This is a genomic window from Bacillus cereus group sp. N6, from assembly GCF_016483705.1.
In the GTDB taxonomy this organism is placed as follows: domain Bacteria; phylum Bacillota; class Bacilli; order Bacillales; family Bacillaceae_G; genus Bacillus_A; species Bacillus_A wiedmannii.
This window is the reverse complement of sequence record NZ_JAEHBI010000006.1, coordinates 13,523-29,956: the sequence shown is the minus strand read 5'-3', so window position 1 is coordinate 29,956 and position 16,434 is coordinate 13,523. Positions and strand designations below refer to the sequence as shown.

Here is a 16,434-nt window from a genome sequence, read left to right as displayed (position 1 = left end):
TATTTTAGTATATACAGAGGTGGAAATATGAAACGAAATCTTGTTTTAGGAGGTATTTTTTTATTTGGATTAGCTATTTTTTTATATCCTACTATTAGTAATTGGTTGGCGACTCGTGCACATTATTCTGAGATTAGCTCCTACGATAAGAAGATCAAAGTACTACAAAAGAAAGAAGTTGAACGTAGGGAAAAAGAAGCAACCGAATATAATAAACAAGTTCAAACTTCCATGAAAACATTTGCAGATCCATTTTCTGAAGAAAAAAATAATCATCAAGCGTATGCTGATGCGTTAAATTTAGGTGATGTAATGGGGTATATTGAAATATCGAAAATTAATATAAAACTGCCAATCTATCAAGGGACCTCTGAGGAAGTATTGAGTCGCGGGGTAGGTCATTTAGATTATTCTTCACTTCCAGTAGGTGGAGAAAATACGCACACTATTTTAACAGGGCATCGTGGTTTACCATCATCAAAATTATTTACAGATTTAGATAAGTTGAGTGAAGGAGATCTTTTTTATATTCATTCTTTAGACAAAATTCTTGCTTATAAAGTAGATCAAATTAAAGTAGTGTTACCACACGAAACGGACGATTTAAAAATTGTGAAAAATAAAGATTATATAACATTAATTACATGTACGCCTTATGGAGTAAACACAAATAGATTACTGGTTCGAGGTGAGCGTGTGGAGTTTAACGAGAAAGAAAAACAAAAAATGGGTAAAGAGATATTTATGTTTAATAAGTGGACCGTAGTAATCTTAATCCTATTATTATGTGTGTTACTAGTCGCAATTTATAAGAAAAAATTAACTCGATAGAATGAATTTATTTATCCTGTATTAATGGGCAGTGGGACCGAAAATCCAGAGATAAGTAAAGAAGGTATATAGGGGATGAAGTAAATCCTTACTGAAAAAAGTTTCACTTTATTCGACTGTAGAAAAAATACGGTAAAGGTGGGAACAAAGGAATTGAAGTTACAATTAAAGTTGGTAAGTATTCATTTTATGGTTTTGTTAATGTTATGTGTAAGTTTTGTCGTATATGCACCAAAAGAAGCATATGGATCCACGACTAACTTAGAAGGTCTAGGGGATATATCGCGTTATAATGCTGTTGTCTTTGGTAACCATATAGCAGTAGGTGGAGACATTGAAGGAGCAATTGCAGTTCAAGGTGATATGGATGCATCTGGTTATACAATTGTAGGTGCAGCAGCGGGAACATCTAATATAGTTGGGGAAAAATGGGATGATGAGGGATATCCATCCTTGTTATTGTCTGGAAAATTTAAAAAATCAAGAGAGGAATCTTTTATCATTCAAAACGGAATAGTCGTAATGACAAAAGAGAGTGATCCAGATCGTATCATACAATCTTCTTATGATCGTATCGTTTATAAAGAAAAACTAGAAATTGACGCGAAATTTAATGAATTTCACAACATAGTGAACCAAGTCAGTAAAAATGCAGGTCAATATAAAACGAATACCCCAATTCCAAATATGAGTTATGGAATCGGAAAAGATATAAACAATCCTAATATTTATGTTTCATCAGAACTGGTAGGGAAAATCAATTTAGATATAAGAGATGTCTTTTTACCTAATGCTAAAGGAAAAGATTTTATCGTTATGTATTCGGATGCAATAGAGGTTACATTTAAAAATGGTGCTATCTTATATGACACGAACAATATTGGTAGGGCTACAGATATAATTCCTACATCACAACCCTATTCTCCTAATTCACCGTTCACTGAGTTATACGGGAAGGTGATTTGGGTTTTTCCTAATACAAAAAAGATCACAACAGAGGGATATGGTGTCGTTGGGAGTGTGTTTGCTCCAAATGCTGTATTAGAAACAAAAGGCGGTTCGATTAATGGACAAGCATTTGTCGGTGCAGTACAACAAACTGGTGGATTTGAATTTCACAATTTCAAATTTAATTGGCAACATTGGAACAAGCCTAGTACAGGAAAAGTAAAGATAAAAAAAGTAGATAGTAATAATGATAATAAAGAATTGATGGGGGCAAAGTTTCATATTGAAGATTCAAATAAAAAGGTAGTTGGTGAGTTAGTAACAGATGAAAAAGGGGAAGCGATATCAAAAGAATTACCAATAGGTAACTATACTCTTGTGGAAACAGAAGCGCCTAAAGGTTACGAATTATTAAAAGATAAAATAGCTGTAAAAATAGAAAAAGATGCAGTAGTAGAAATTAAAATAGGAAATAAGAAATTACCAGATCCGATGGGGAAAATGAAGCTAGTGAAAGTAGATACGGGAGATAAAAATAAAAAGCTAGCAGGAGCAAAGTTTCATATTGAAGATTCAAATAAAAAAGTAGTTGGTGAGTTAGTAACAGATGGACAAGGAGAAGCGATATCAAAGGAATTACCAATAGGTAACTATACCCTAGTGGAAGTAGAAGCACCTAAAGGTTATGACTTATTAAAAGATAAAATAGCTGTAAAAGTAGAAAAAGATGTAGTAGTAGAAAGTAAAATAGGGAATAAGAAATTACCAGATCCAATGGGGAAAATGAAGTTAGTAAAAGTAGATACGAGCGATAAAAATAAAAAGCTAGCAGGGGCAAAGTTTCATATTGAAGATTCAAATAAAAAAGTAGTTGGTGAGTTAGTAACAGATGAAAAAGGAGAAGCGATATCAAAAGAATTGCCAATAGGTAACTATACCCTAGTGGAAGTAGAAGCACCTAAAGGTTACGAATTATTAAAAGATAAAATAGCTGTAAAAATAGAAAAAGATACAGTAGTAGAAATTAAAATAGGGAATAAGAAATTACCAGATCCGACTGGGCAATTTGAAATTGAGAAAGTTGATGATAAGGATATTAATTTAAAACTAAAAGGTGCTGTATTTCAAGTCTTAGATAAAGAAGGTAAAGAAGTTACTAGATTAACAACGGATGAAAAAGGAAAGGTGATTTCCAACCAGCTAGTACTTGGAAAGTATACGATTAAAGAAATAAAAGCGCCAAACGGATATATGTTACTAAGAGATCCAATAGAAATAGAAATTACAGAAGCGGTAAGGACACAAAAACTAACAGTGAAAAATGTGAAAAATAATTGGGTAATTCCTAATACTGGTGGCAGCGGAACAATAAGTTTTTACGTGATTGGTTTTGTGCTAATATTTGGTGTGTTATGCTTATGTAAGAAAAATCGTATATAATTCGTATAAAAACAGTTGTGTATTAGGAACTGATTCCATAAAGTTAGAAAATCGTTGTGTTAGAAAAAATCTCCAGCACGAGTTCGGTATTGTACTGGACTCATGCTATTAAATTTGTCGAAGAAGGAAGGATAATAGTAAACATAGAATATATTAATAATTAATATGTTTACGAGGTGAAAGTAGTGGCAATAAAACAAGATGAAATTAAAGTAGTAGTTGGAGCTGGAGTTTTTAATAATAATCCAGGTTGGATTCAAACACAAGAAGATGAACTTAATTTACTAGATAAAGCTACGTGGGAAGAAAGATTTGAATACAATTCTATTTCAGCTATTTTAGCTGAGCATGTATGGGAACACCTTACATTTGAAGAAGGTGTAAGGGCAGCAGAAATTTGTTATGAATTTTTAAAGCCAGCAGGGCACATTCGGTGCGGTGTTCCTGATGCGTTTTTCCAAGACGAAGCATACCAAAATATAGTTCAAATAGGCGGACCAGGTCCGAAAAATCATCCAGCAGCAAGTCATAAAATCGTTCATAATTATAAAACATTAACGAAAATGTTTGAAACTGCTGGATTTGAGGTGGTTTTACTTGAATATTGTGATGAAAATGGTCAGTTTTATTACAACGAATGGGATGCAAACGACGGTGTTATTTTCCGTTCTAAAAGGTATGATTCTAGAAATAAAGGTAATAAACTTGGTTTTCCATCGCTAATTGTCGATGCGATTAAGCGCTAAATCATTCAACAAAAACAAGAGTAAATTCTATCATTTCACAAGTCGCAAATGCGGCTTTTTTTGTACGTAAGTTTTTATTTAATAAGGAAATGGACATACATGATATTCATTCTCAACAAAATATAACTCGATTTAGAAAATATTTAAGTTTTTCAGCACCATTAACTTTAAATTAATACTTCGGTGACATAAATATTTATTTTATAATTATATTCGTGTAAAATGAAGTGAGAACATACATTCTGCATAGGGGGTAATCAATATGATAGCTGAAATTGAAAAAGTAACTGATGGGTATATTGTAAAATTTGAACGCCAATTTCCATATACAATAGAGGAAGTTTGGTCTGTATTAACAGAAAACAGTAAGCTTAAAAAATGGATGTCTAATTTACAGATTGAAAGCCTTAAAACAGGTGGAATAATCAAGTTTGACATGATGGAAGGTTCATTTATAAATATTGATATTTTAGAGTGTCAAGTAAACGCAGTGCTTGAATTTACTTGGGATAAAGATCGTATCCGATTTGAAATACATAAAGAGGAAAATGGTACTCTTTTACTTCTTAAAGAATACATTCATGAGTTAACAGATCATACACCGAAAGATATAGCTGGTTGGCATATTTGTTTAGATCTTTTTTCTTTCGTTATTGAAGGAGAAGAAAAAGAATTTTCTAAAGATGAATGGCAACAATGGTTTGAAATATATAAGGGTAAGGTTCTTGAAGTAAGAGGATAATTGCATAAAAGGTTATTTTTATTATGTAGTTATTACATTTTAAAAATGGTTTTGATGAAAAATAAGAATAGAGGTCAATATGAAAGTAAATCAATTAATTGCTAATAACATAAATAAATTAGATACAGCTATTCCATTTAATAAGTCGTTTGGAATCGCTGGTTTATCAGGATCAGGTAAAACAACTTTTTGTCAAACGATTGGCGAAGAATCAAAAAAACGATTAGTTTCTTTATTGCCAAAGGCTGAATATCAGTATTTATTTCCTAATATCATGGAAACAAATTTTAGTGCTATTAAGATGGAGGATATGCCTTTAGTACTTTTTCTAGCAAAATCATCGATTTCTTCCAACCCACGTTCAACGATAGGTACTCATACTGGTGTGTTTACTGAAGTTCGCGAAAAACTTGCTGAAGTATTTCATCTTTCCCCTGAGGTTTTTTCGTTTAATAATCAGTTAGGTTGGTGTACTGGTTGTAAAGGCCGAGGCACTACTAAAAATATTGAGTGTAAAAAATGTAAGGGAAAACGTTATAGTGAAGAAATCGAACAACATACGATAGATTTATTTGCTAAACCACATACAATTTCAAATATTAATGATTTAAGTGTTGAATCTATTCTTTCGTTAGCAGAAGTGTTAAATATTAGTGAAGCAAAACAACATATACTGCAAAATATAATTAATATGAATATTGGTTATTTAACATTAAATCGAATTATGGGTACGTTGTCAGGTGGAGAGTTAACACGACTTTATTTGGCTGAATTCATGGCAGTAAGTGAAAATGCTGTAATTATTATTGATGAGATTTCAGTTGGACTTGATCATGAAACATTATTACAAATATTAGAAGAGATTAAGCAGTTAGGGTGTAAAAATCAAATTTGGCTCATTGATCATTCAGATACAGTACTGGATACAACAGATGAGCAATTGTTCTTTGGGCCTGGTAGCGGAAAATATGGTGGACAAATTGTGAAAGAATCACCAAGACCAAAACCAATACTGTCGGATCTAAATAAAGAAGTACCAACAGAATATTATGTATTCCAAGAATTATATTGCCGTAATATCCAAATGACGGAGTTTCAAATTCCTAAAAATAGGCTTGTGACGGTTACAGGAGAATCTGGATGCGGGAAATCTACACTTGTTAACGAATGTTTAGCTACAGATTTCTTGAAACGATATCCAAAAGATAAACTAGTTATGGTCGGACAAGATCGAAATCAATCCATTACAAATCGATCAACTGTAGCCACGTTCCTAGATATTAAAAAGAAACTAACAAAGTTTAGCGAAGAAATTGATGATATTTTTGAGCGTTCGATTGAGGATATTATAGATGAACTTCCAAATGAAGATATTGCGTATAAACGCTTGAGTCTACTCATTAAATTAGGACTTGGTTATTTAACGTTAGAAAGAAAAACACAAACATTATCAACGGGTGAATTTCAATGTGTTCATTTAGTTTCGGAGTTATTTGCGAACACAAGAAATCCACATACATTATTTATCTTTGATGAGCCTTCAAAAGGTTTATCCCAAAATATTTTAAATCAATTTATACATAGTGTTAGGGGGATATTGCAAGATGAATCAGTCTCTATCATTATGATTGAACATAATAGTTACATGTTAGAAAGCTCTGATTATATTGTAGATTTCGGGAAAAGACAGCCTGAATCTATAAAGCATCTTGATGTAGTAAGTCATGAAGATTATTATCGTCAAAAAAGCAGTGTGAATAATACTGAGCAAATACATATTTCTTCAGCGCTTAAGCATAAAGAAGGCGTTCACTATATAGAAGAAAATCATATTAACTATTTTAAAAATGCCGAAAACATTTATAAGGGTGGTATTTTAAAAAGTTTATCATCAATGGCCCGTTTAATTTATGGTGAATATGAATCTGATATAATTGCACCTGTTGTTGCTATTGATCTTGAAAGACATTTATATAGTCAATATAGTTTCTTATATGAGATTGGTGGACTAATTAATCATATTGTAGCTGCTCATCCAACTAATAAAGATACGAGAAGTTTTGATTTCTATTCACAGGATAATCATTGTCCATCTTGTTCTGGACGCCTTCAAATTGAAGTTTTCGATAAAGAGATTACAATTCAAGATAAAAATGTTCCATTTTGGGACGGTTTATTCGATCCGGAAATCATGAAAGCATTAAAATTTTATCAATATGAAAAAATAGAATTTCTATTTGAAGAAATTAAAAATGAGCTTGGTCACGATTTATCAAAGAGCTATAATGATATGTCAGAAGAAGAAAAGCATACGTTTTGGTACGGATATTTTGAAAAATCATTTTATGATAAAAAAGGAAAGACACGCAGAACATGGGTAGGATTTAATACGATTATTGGTGGATATATTGTTATTTCAAAAGCAGCTATTAAAGAAGAAATTAAGACTTCTAAAGAAAAGATGACATGTCCAATTTGTGAAGGGACGGTATTAAATCATCATAAACCGCTTAAATTTGGTAACTTCGATATTCGGGAAATTATCAATCAACCAGTTGATGAAGTGTTGAAGATAGTCGGTGATTTACCTGCACTTCAAAAATTGAAATTTATTGTTGGTGGCGATATGAGATTGACAGAAGATGTTTCTTTACTGCCAAGAAAAGCACAAGTTGCACTGAAAATGTTTGAATTAGAACAGGCAAGCTTTTCAAACTATGAAATGGTGTTACAAAATGTCTTACCATTCTGGGACGAAATAAAAGGAAATATCGAATCCATTAGTATTAATAATCAAGTAACTGTTTGTGATTTCCCTAATGTTTATGAAACGAGAGAAACCATCATAGATAAGTATTTCACAAATGGTAAATATAAAAAACTTACGTATGTATACGAAGCGTTTGGATACAAAAAGTTAGTTACCCAAATTAACAAAATTAAAAAAATTAATCCATGTCCATTCTGTAAAGGAAAGAAAGTTATAACGGAAGATAATCTACATGATGGTGTATTTAAACTAACAATTCCATGTGTAACTTGTAATGCAACTGGTATTAATGACGAAGGACTAAAAGAAGTTGTTGAGGGTGTGGATGTACACACATGGTTAACTGGAAAAGTTAATGATGTTGTGGATGAAAGCTTATTAACAGAAGCTGTTGTGCAAATACCAATTTTTAATCGCATTCGTGAATTGGATAAACGAGATATGATGGCGGTTTATGAATGTTTGGAGAGTAATCAGTAAAGTTTTATTAGTTTATGTGTTATTAACATAACTTATATAAAACGTATATTTTTTATAATGTTTATAATAACGCAGTATGAGTATTACAAGGTAATGAAAGAAGATCCAATTTCTTAATGTGAAAATTAAGGAATTGGATTTTTTAGTATTTTTATGTCCCGTATACTACATTTCCAACGATATGGAGGAGAGATAGAAAAATAAAAGGGACGAACAGTTGATATATTATGTAATTATTATATTATAAAAGTGGTTGTTAGGGGTGAAAACAGTTCGCAAGTAATATCTTTTGCTTATAATATCTTCGTTATGTTGTCTGATTTTTTGGATTTAACAGAAATATATACTTGAATGAAGTATATATTTCTGTTAAATTTATCCTATGGACAGAACAAGTTTAATTAAAGGTCATTTAGAAATGTGTGTATTATCTATTTTGTCGAAAAAGAAAAGTTATGGTTATGAGATTATGAAAGAACTTGAAGTAAACAATTTAAAATTGAAAGGAGTAGGAAGTATTTACCCCATTTTAACTAAGTTGAAAAATCAAGAGTGGGTTAATACTTATCAAGAAGTAACAGACAATGGTAAAGTTAGGATTTATTATGAAATTAATGAAAACGGAAAAATACGTCTTGAGAAGAAAATTAACGAGTGGTTAGAATTGCAATCGGATATTCAAACATTATTAAAAAGTGGTTTGAAAGGAGACCTTCTGAAATGAGGAATAGATTAATAGGTAAAGAAAAGCAATTTTTAACAGACGTACTTAAGGAATTAAAGCAATACGATATTAGTTTAGAAGAAATGGAAAATGTTAAGCGACAAATATTAGAACATATTCAAGAATGTCGTGAACATGGTGAAGATAGTATAGATGATTTAGGTACACCTCAATTATTTGTTCAAGATTATTTAGAAATAAATGAAATTGATTTACAAGTTAAAATGAAACAACTTAAAAATGAAAAGGGTAAATTAAACACATCTATCTTACGTGGCATATTCATCGCAGTTATTACTTACCTCATCTCGCAAACTATATTTACAATATTTTTAACTCAATCATTTAATCCAACTAATAGTAAAAATACATTCCAGTATAATCTTTTATATCGTATTTCAGAAAATCAATGGTGGAATTCATTATTAATAATGATTAGTTTTATGCTCTCTGTAGCAGTATTTATTAGTTTAGTAAATTATAAAAAAGAAAGCTGTCTAAAGCATAATGAAGAATACGATCTATAAAATGTCTCTAATTTATATTCTTTGTAATGTATTAATGTTATGTATTACAGATCCAAAAGTTTATGCTCAGCAGAATATTAAAATTGCATTAGATAAGTATATTGAAAAATTTATAAAGGAGCAGAACATTCCAGGAGCTTCTGTTGCAATTGTACATAAAAAAGATGTATTTTTCACAAAAACGATAGGAATTACTGGAGAATCTGAAAAAAAGGTAACTAGTAAAACCCCATTTGCAATCGGCTCAATAAGTAAACCTTTAACAGCTTTAGCTATAGTAAAATTAATAGAAGATAAAAAATTAAAATTAGAGGATCCAGTTCAACGATACCTTCCATGGTTTAAACTAAAAGATTCTCAAATATCCTCAACTATAACAATCCGACATCTATTAACTCATACAAGTGGAATCAGTACATATGAGGGATTAGCATTATCAGATAAACAATCCAAAAATTCTACAGCATTAAAAGAAAATGTAATGAAACTTTCAAATGTAAAATTAACTGCTCCACCAGGTGAAAAATATCAATATAGTAATGCGAATTATATTCTATTAGGTGCACTTATTGAAGGAGTCACAAATGAAACATATTCATCATATATGGAAAAGCATATTTTTCAGCCATTAAATATGAATGGCGCGGCAGCAAGTAAAGAAACTGCATATGAAAAAGGTTATTTAACAGGTTATCAGTCTTGGTTTGGCATACCGAAAAAAAGTATAGTCGCCTATGATAATGCCGGGGCACCGTATGGCTATATTACTGCAAATTTAGAAGATATGATTCAATATATTATGTTTTTGAATCGGTCAGAGGATGCTCAATTCTTAAAGCAAGAAAACATGGATCTTTACCTTTCACCACTTTATAAAATAAATTCAGAAAAAAGTTATGGTTTCGGATTAAGAACAACAAATATAAATGAAAGTGAAACGATGATTTGGCATTCAGGATCAACGCCCGATGCTCGTGCAGAAATATTTATTTTAAATAAAAGTGGCTGGGGTGGTGTGATTTTAACAAATAAAAATCATGTTTTAGAAGAACCAGCACTATCGGAATTGAAAAATGGGATTATTAGTATTTTGAATGAGGAAGAACCGGTTGATATCCCTAAAAACATACCATTAACACAAATTATTTTGTTGATAGTTACACTTATACTTTTCATAATATCATTTATGTTAATTAAAAAGTATAAACATATGAAAACTGCAAAAAAGGTAATTTGGTTATCCATAGGGATTCTATACCTACTATTATTTATTACGTTCATCCCAATTCTTACTTATAGTATAAGATCACCATGGCGTACGATTAAAATGTTTGCGCCAGACGTAGCTTTATTTACAAGTATTATTGTAACTTTATTAGCTGTGAACGGGCTAATTTCAATCTTTATAGCCTTAAGGAGGAAAAAGGTATAAAGGTAAATAATTAAAGAAATATAATTTAAGCTTTATAAACAGTTGACTCTCACACGATGTCATTGTTTAAGATAAAGTTGAGCTTCGAAGTAGATGTGAATTTTAGGAGGAAATCATGTTTAAAATAGGAGATTTTTCAAAGTTATCTTCCATTAGTATACGTATGCTGAGACACTACGATAAAGTGGAATTATTACAACCAGTAAAAGTCGATGAACAAAGTGGTTATCGATACTATGCAGCAGCACAGCTAAAGAAAGTAAATCAAATTCAAACATTAAAAGATATGGGATTTAATATTGCAACTATTAAAGAAATAGTTGCAAGTGAAAATATGGAAGTAATAAAATCACAATTTGAAAATCGTAGTGCTCAAATAAAGGATGAAATGGATGGCCTCCAAAAACAATTACGTCTTCTTGAAGCCTCAATGAAATCGATGAGAGAGGATGTAGTTGAGATGAACTATCATGTTTCAATAAAAGAAATTCCAGAAAGAAATGTAGCCAGTGTTAGAAAGATTATTCCATCTTATAATCGCGAAGGGGATTTATGGGGTATATTAATGCAAGAAATACAAATGAAAGATATTAGTATTGCCCATCCGAGTTATAGTATTGCAGTTTTCCATGATCGTGAATACAAAGAAAATGATGTAGATGTAGAAATACAGCTAAGTATTTTAGAGAATCAAGAAAATACAAAAGATGTTACATTTAAAAATGTAAAATCAACTAATGTAGCTTCCATAACGGTTAATGGAAGTTATGAACAAATGACAGCTGTAAATGAAGCTGCGGCAAAATGGATTGAGACAGAAGGTTACGAATTAGCAGGCCCGATGTTTAACATTTATCATGTGAGCCCAGCGATGGAATCGGATCCTAATAAGTGGGTTACAGAAGTTTGTTATCCAGTAAAATGATGATAAAGAAAAAAGGCATATACATAATGCCTTTTTTCTTTATCAATTCATCCATAAATATCAAGAGAAATTATTTCTTGATTCGATTCATCAATGACTAGCACAATTTTCTTTGCAAATCTACAAAATTAGCGCATTGTAATAGATATTTAAGTTTCTCAACTTCAATTAACTAATCATACATAATTATCTTTCCATCCATCATATTTTGCGTATCGGGCTATATATTGCAATAACAACTTCAAGTAGTTTCGTGAAAGCAGCTAAAGCAAATACAAGTACTGGATTATAGGCTGAAATAATACCTCCTACTAATGCCCCGAGTGGCATTGCTAAGCGTGTAAGTACACGCGAAAATCCTAAAACCCTTCCTTGCATATTTGATGGAACGGTTTCTTGGCGAACTGTGGCTACAATTGTATTCCATGCAATATTGCAAGTCATTGCAATACCGAAAGCAATACCGGGAGCAAGCCAATATGTACTCCAAAGCGCGAAAGTTAAGCCAATTGCTCCAACAAATAATAGTAAAGGAATTAGAATGCCACGTTGCACTCTTTTTTCTAAAGGAACTACAATCAAGCTTCCTAAAAGACCACCTATTCCAATTAATGAATAATTAAAGCCACTTTGTTCCGGTGTAAGTTGCAATGTGAACAGTAAATAATACATGAACACACCTAAAACCGCACTTGCTCCAAAGTTTCCAATCATTGCTTGAAAAGATAAAGCTAAATTTAAGCAATCATTTTTGATCCATTTAAATCCATTAACCAAATCAGCTAGTACATTTTGAAGTGCATTTTTATCTTCGCATTTCTTGTTTACGGTTTTCATAGACGGTAATAATATCACAGCAACTAATGTTGCAATAAATGAAAGAACATTAATCCAAAGCACTTGAAAGCCGCCAATAAAAGAAATGAAAATCCCAGCTATCATTGGACCAAATAAACTAGCCAATTGATTGACCATTTGATAGAAAGAATTAGCCTTTGTTAATGATGCACCTGCAATATGTGGAATGACTGTAACAGTTGTTACATCAAAAAGCATGGACATAACTGCTAAGATAAAAGTAATTACGTATAAATGCCAGATTTCTAATAGATGTAATGCGTGTAGAATTGGTACAAGACTTACTAAAATAATATTTGTAATATCCGCTATCCAAAGTAACTTTTTTCGATCGTATCGATCAATTATTACACCAACTAAAGGGCCGAATAAAACAATTGGCAATACATTAATAGCAAATAAAGAACTCATAATTACAGCTGAACCGGTTAATTGATAGGCAATCCAAGGCAATGCAAAAGTATATAGTGAATCCCCAATTCGTGAAATGAGTAAACCAAAAATGAAAATCTTGTATTCTTTAGAGAAAGTTGTCTTAATGGTAAGCCTGCGTTCTAGTATAAATTTCACAACTGTTTGAACCACCTTTATTATAGAGGAATTTGAAAATCATCCGTCCAATACTTGTTATATATAGAATTCTGTAATTTTTAGATGAATCCTACTTTTTAGAGGTATTTTTAAACTTTTAGGAGGAAATAAAAATGAAGGCAGTATTTTTAGATAGAGATGGAACAATTGGAGGGACAGGTGGAGGAGTTCACCCGAATGAATTTACATTATTTGATTTTGCACCTAAAGCAATTCAAAGGTTAAATAACTTAGGATTAAAAGTGTTTTTATATACAAATCAAACTAGAATTGGAAGGGGATAGTTTACCGAAAAAGAACTGCTTAAAGGATTTCAAAAGATGCAACAAATTTTAAAAGATGAAGGTGTATATATAGATGGAATGTACTATTGTCCACATAAAATGAATAGTAGTTGCGACTGCCAAAAACCGAATATAGGTTTACTTTTAAAAGCAGCAGAAAAACATGATTTATGCTTAAAAGAATGTTTTCTTATTGGAGATACAGGGAGTACAGATATGTTTGCAGCTGAAAGGGCTAATATGAAAAAGATTTTAGTGAGAACAGGATGGGGAGAAAGTTCATTAACAAAGTATAGAAATTTGTGGGAAGAAGTGGTACCTGATTATATAGCGCAAAATCTAGTTGATGCTGTGAATTGGATTGAAGATCATTTGAAAACATAATAAAATTATAGTAAACTATCTTATTCAAAGATTCTTAGGAGGTAGAATATTAATACATATAAATAAGAATGTAAGAACTTCTGGTGCGTATGTAATGTATAAAAATCTATTTGTTTTTCAGGTTGGACCAACGAGTAAAGGAGATACATTAGGTGTAGTAAGGCTTGGAGGACATAAAGAAGATGAAGAAACAGCAGTAGAAACGGCTAAAAGAGAAGTGAGAGAAGAAGCTACTATTGATATTACTATTTTGAGTTCACCAAGTACATACTACAAACAGAATTGGAATGCACAATCAAAGAAAATAAAAGTAGAAAATGAAATCGATCCAATATTAATTATTGATAGTCCAGATGAAACTTTATCTATTATGTATATGGCATATTCAGAAAATGAACCAACTCCATCTTCTGAAACGAACGGGCTCTTATTACTTTCAGTAAGTGATATTAGACTTATTTGTAGTAAGGCAATCACACTAAACGATTATATAAAGCAAGGTGGAATAGCCATATTGAAAGAAAAAATGGATAAAGAATTAATCTTACAACCTTTTCCGCAACTTTTGTTTTTAGCAGAACTTTTAAAAGAGGACCCTGTATTACTTCAGCAGTTTCTAAATTAGGATTATAAATCCACATTTATAAGGGGCTTTTTAATCCTAGATATATCTCAAGGAACTTAAGTGGGATTGGAACGAGATCAATTAATAACCGGGAAATTCCTCAAGAAATAGCACCTAAAGTGGAATATAGCTTATTTAAACATGGAAAATCAGTAAGCGCTGTTTTGGGTAGTTTGTGTGGTAGTGGGAAAGGAGGCATTTAGAATGTACAAATAGTAATAGATTATAAAAACGTTATGTAAACTAAATGTGGTGTTTGGAATGTTTTTCTGAAATTTTATATTTTGTAATATATAATTAACTAATAAGTTTGTGATTACATATCACTAAAGGGGAAAACAAAAAATGAACGAATTAGAGTACAAAAACTTTTATGATAAAGTAGGAAGGTTAAATGGATGGGATTTTAGTAAAATAAAATGTGAAACTGTAGGAGATTCATGGGACTTTTATAGAGAGGTAAAAGAAAGATGCAAACCATCACATATTTTACTTGATGTTGGTACAGGTGGAGGAGAAAATGTACTTAATATATCATCTTCAGCTAAATTGTTAATTGGAATAGATAATTCTAATGGCATGATTGAAACAGCACATTCTAACTTGAAAAAATCAGATGTACAAAATGTTGAGTTTCTTCAAATGGATTCTGAAGCTTTAACGTTTCCACATGCGCATTTTGATATTGCTTCTAGTTGTCACGCACCATTTTTAGCATCCGAATTAGCAAAAGTAATGAAAAAAGGCGCTTTGTTTTTAACGCAACAAGTTAGCGAACATGATAAATTGAACCTAAAAGAAGCATTTGGAAGAGGACAATGCTTAGGTGAAAGAGATGGAACTTTAAAAGAAAAGTATATGGGTGAACTTATAAATGCAGGATTTGAACTCGTGCAAGTACGTGAATATGATGTTACTGATTATTACAGTACGCCTGAAGATCTTATTTTCTTATTAAAACATACACCTATTATTCGTAGATTTGGAGAAGAGGAAGATGATTTTACTATATTACAAAAGTTCATTGATGCAAATAGTTCTGAAAAAGGGATTTATACGAATTCAAAAAGATTTATGATAATTGCTGTAAAATCATAATGTATTTTATTGTAGAAGCTGCTTTTCGTTTGAGGAAAGGCAGCTTTTTTGTATGGAAACAATGCAGGATAAATTTAAATATTCATACTAAAGTTGTAGTTTTTATATGAAAAATCCACCCTTCTGTTTGATTTTATCTATTTATAAGTGTAATACAATACGAATAGATAATATGAAATAAGGGGGAATGTAACGTGATTACACATATATCAGATATAAAATTACAAACAGTTTCGATAGAAGGGATAAAACAAGTTTATAAGGACATATTATCTTTCCCAATAAAACAAGAAACAGCATCTTTTATTCAATTTGAAGTAACACCGCACACAACAATTAGTTTTCAAGAAGTATACGAACCAATCGCACCTGCACATTTCGCTTTTGAGATTCCATATTCAAAATTTCATGAAACAGTAAGATGGTTAAAGGATTCTGGATTACTCATTGTGAAATGGCAAAATGGAAATGTAATTGGTGAAGAGAATGGCCTCTTCAATTTATACTTTAAAGACGGAGATGGAAACCTTCTCGAGATTATCGCACATACGTATGTGAAAGAAGATGTATTAGTTCCACAGTCACCTTTAAATATTTTATATGTAAGGGAAATTGGTCTTCCTGTCAAAAGTGTACCCGTATTTCGCGAATGGTTGAAATCAAATCTAAATATGAAAACGATGGAAGATGGGGATATTTTCAACTTTGTAGTTGGTGGCACAGCCTATATTGTTGCGACTTGGTGGCAGCGACCTTGGATTCCAATTGCGATGAAAGCTTTGCCACCGAAAGTACACATATCTTTCGGAACACCAGATCAAGCATTTTTACAGCAAATCCAAATTAACTTTAAGAGAAATTGTGTACCATTTCAATGTAAACATAATGAAGTATCATTTATTGAGCAAGGATATGCATTTTCAATTGTGCATACACCACATTTTCCTTCCGATATTCCTAGTAAATTAAACTTACCACTTTCTATTTAAGGATAGAAAGTGGTAAGTTTTTTATAATTTCATAGAGAAG

15 protein-coding genes and 1 pseudogene are annotated in these 16,434 nt (G+C 31.4%); 15 read left to right on the top strand and 1 reads right to left on the bottom strand.

All coding sequences use genetic code 11. The features are described 5' to 3' along the window. Nucleotides 1-27 precede the first annotated feature (27 nt). The 9 genes from JDS99_RS07165 to JDS99_RS07125 all read left to right on the top strand — a co-directional run bounded on the left by JDS99_RS07165 (nt 28) and on the right by JDS99_RS07125 (nt 11,565). The gene (locus tag JDS99_RS07165; RefSeq protein WP_088063922.1) at nt 28-831 is read left to right on the top strand and encodes a class C sortase; all 804 of its coding nucleotides are present in this window, start codon (nt 28-30) and stop codon (nt 829-831) included. A 153-nt stretch (nt 832-984) separates the two neighbouring features. Beyond that, a complete protein-coding gene (locus tag JDS99_RS07160) occupies nt 985-3,219 on the top strand; it encodes a SpaA isopeptide-forming pilin-related protein (protein ID WP_199694826.1) in 2,235 nt (744 codons plus the stop codon). A 185-nt stretch (nt 3,220-3,404) separates the two neighbouring features. Beyond that, entirely contained in the window at nt 3,405-3,965 is a 561-nt protein-coding gene (locus JDS99_RS07155) for a class I SAM-dependent methyltransferase (RefSeq protein WP_199694825.1), read from the top strand. A 262-nt stretch (nt 3,966-4,227) separates the two neighbouring features. Then, complete coding sequence (locus JDS99_RS07150) at nt 4,228-4,707, top strand: SRPBCC family protein (RefSeq protein ID WP_098857038.1); 480 nt, start codon at nt 4,228-4,230, stop codon at nt 4,705-4,707. Nucleotides 4,708-4,786: 79 nt separating this feature from the next. Further along, complete coding sequence (locus tag JDS99_RS07145; protein WP_199694824.1) at nt 4,787-7,957, top strand: ATP-binding cassette domain-containing protein; 3,171 nt, start codon at nt 4,787-4,789, stop codon at nt 7,955-7,957. A gap of 382 nt (nt 7,958-8,339) precedes the next feature. Then, nucleotides 8,340-8,681 carry a PadR family transcriptional regulator gene (locus JDS99_RS07140; protein WP_046955943.1) on the top strand — a complete coding sequence of 114 codons (342 nt, stop codon included), beginning with the start codon at nt 8,340-8,342 and terminating at the stop codon, nt 8,679-8,681. Beyond that, the gene (locus JDS99_RS07135; protein WP_199694823.1) at nt 8,678-9,208 is read left to right on the top strand and encodes a hypothetical protein; all 531 of its coding nucleotides are present in this window, start codon (nt 8,678-8,680) and stop codon (nt 9,206-9,208) included. The genes JDS99_RS07140 and JDS99_RS07135 overlap by 4 nt, the downstream gene beginning before the upstream one ends. Continuing rightward, nucleotides 9,189-10,640, top strand: a complete 1,452-nt coding sequence (locus JDS99_RS07130) for a serine hydrolase domain-containing protein (protein ID WP_199694822.1) — start codon at nt 9,189-9,191, stop codon at nt 10,638-10,640. The genes JDS99_RS07135 and JDS99_RS07130 overlap by 20 nt, the downstream gene beginning before the upstream one ends. A gap of 115 nt (nt 10,641-10,755) precedes the next feature. After that, on the top strand, nt 10,756-11,565 hold the full coding sequence (locus tag JDS99_RS07125; protein ID WP_199694821.1) for a MerR family transcriptional regulator: 810 nt from the start codon (nt 10,756-10,758) through the stop codon (nt 11,563-11,565). 201 nt (nt 11,566-11,766) lie between these two features. Here JDS99_RS07125 and JDS99_RS07120 read toward each other — a convergent pair whose 3' ends face one another. Next, nucleotides 11,767-12,993 carry an MFS transporter gene (locus JDS99_RS07120; protein ID WP_199694820.1) on the bottom strand — a complete coding sequence of 409 codons (1,227 nt, stop codon included), beginning with the start codon at nt 12,991-12,993 and terminating at the stop codon, nt 11,767-11,769. A 134-nt stretch (nt 12,994-13,127) separates the two neighbouring features. On the opposite strand from JDS99_RS07120, the gene JDS99_RS31910 reads away from it, so the two are divergent. The 6 genes and pseudogenes from JDS99_RS31910 to JDS99_RS07095 all read left to right on the top strand — a co-directional run bounded on the left by JDS99_RS31910 (nt 13,128) and on the right by JDS99_RS07095 (nt 16,394). Then, complete coding sequence (locus JDS99_RS31910; RefSeq protein WP_242475696.1) at nt 13,128-13,298, top strand: HAD family hydrolase; 171 nt, start codon at nt 13,128-13,130, stop codon at nt 13,296-13,298. Between the two features lie 36 nt (nt 13,299-13,334). Next, complete coding sequence (locus JDS99_RS31905; protein ID WP_242475694.1) at nt 13,335-13,682, top strand: HAD-IIIA family hydrolase; 348 nt, start codon at nt 13,335-13,337, stop codon at nt 13,680-13,682. Nucleotides 13,683-13,776: 94 nt separating this feature from the next. Next, a complete protein-coding gene (locus tag JDS99_RS07110; RefSeq protein ID WP_199694819.1) occupies nt 13,777-14,307 on the top strand; it encodes an NUDIX hydrolase in 531 nt (176 codons plus the stop codon). 66 nt (nt 14,308-14,373) lie between these two features. Further along, nucleotides 14,374-14,536, top strand: a pseudogene (locus JDS99_RS07105) (winged helix-turn-helix transcriptional regulator); the annotation flags it as partial. Between the two features lie 116 nt (nt 14,537-14,652). After that, on the top strand, nt 14,653-15,405 hold the full coding sequence (locus tag JDS99_RS07100; protein ID WP_199694818.1) for a class I SAM-dependent methyltransferase: 753 nt from the start codon (nt 14,653-14,655) through the stop codon (nt 15,403-15,405). A 194-nt stretch (nt 15,406-15,599) separates the two neighbouring features. Next, nucleotides 15,600-16,394: a VOC family protein gene (locus JDS99_RS07095; protein WP_060488968.1), complete on the top strand. Its 795-nt coding sequence runs from the start codon at nt 15,600-15,602 to the stop codon at nt 16,392-16,394. The last annotated feature ends 40 nt before the right edge of the window (nt 16,395-16,434 follow it).

What these genes read in the sequence shown, in the direction of transcription:
- JDS99_RS07165 (WP_088063922.1), top strand. Translation starts at nt 28, where the DNA reads ATGAAACGAAATCTTGTTTTAGGAGGTATTTTTTTATTTGGATTAGCT.
- JDS99_RS07150 (WP_098857038.1), top strand. Translation starts at nt 4,228, where the DNA reads ATGATAGCTGAAATTGAAAAAGTAACTGATGGGTATATTGTAAAATTT.
- JDS99_RS07145 (WP_199694824.1), top strand. Translation starts at nt 4,787, where the DNA reads ATGAAAGTAAATCAATTAATTGCTAATAACATAAATAAATTAGATACA.
- JDS99_RS07140 (WP_046955943.1), top strand. Translation starts at nt 8,340, where the DNA reads ATGGACAGAACAAGTTTAATTAAAGGTCATTTAGAAATGTGTGTATTA.
- JDS99_RS07135 (WP_199694823.1), top strand. Translation starts at nt 8,678, where the DNA reads ATGAGGAATAGATTAATAGGTAAAGAAAAGCAATTTTTAACAGACGTA.
- JDS99_RS07130 (WP_199694822.1), top strand. Translation starts at nt 9,189, where the DNA reads ATGAAGAATACGATCTATAAAATGTCTCTAATTTATATTCTTTGTAAT.
- JDS99_RS07125 (WP_199694821.1), top strand. Translation starts at nt 10,756, where the DNA reads ATGTTTAAAATAGGAGATTTTTCAAAGTTATCTTCCATTAGTATACGT.
- JDS99_RS31910 (WP_242475696.1), top strand. Translation starts at nt 13,128, where the DNA reads ATGAAGGCAGTATTTTTAGATAGAGATGGAACAATTGGAGGGACAGGT.
- JDS99_RS31905 (WP_242475694.1), top strand. Translation starts at nt 13,335, where the DNA reads ATGCAACAAATTTTAAAAGATGAAGGTGTATATATAGATGGAATGTAC.
- JDS99_RS07110 (WP_199694819.1), top strand. Translation starts at nt 13,777, where the DNA reads ATGTATAAAAATCTATTTGTTTTTCAGGTTGGACCAACGAGTAAAGGA.
- JDS99_RS07100 (WP_199694818.1), top strand. Translation starts at nt 14,653, where the DNA reads ATGAACGAATTAGAGTACAAAAACTTTTATGATAAAGTAGGAAGGTTA.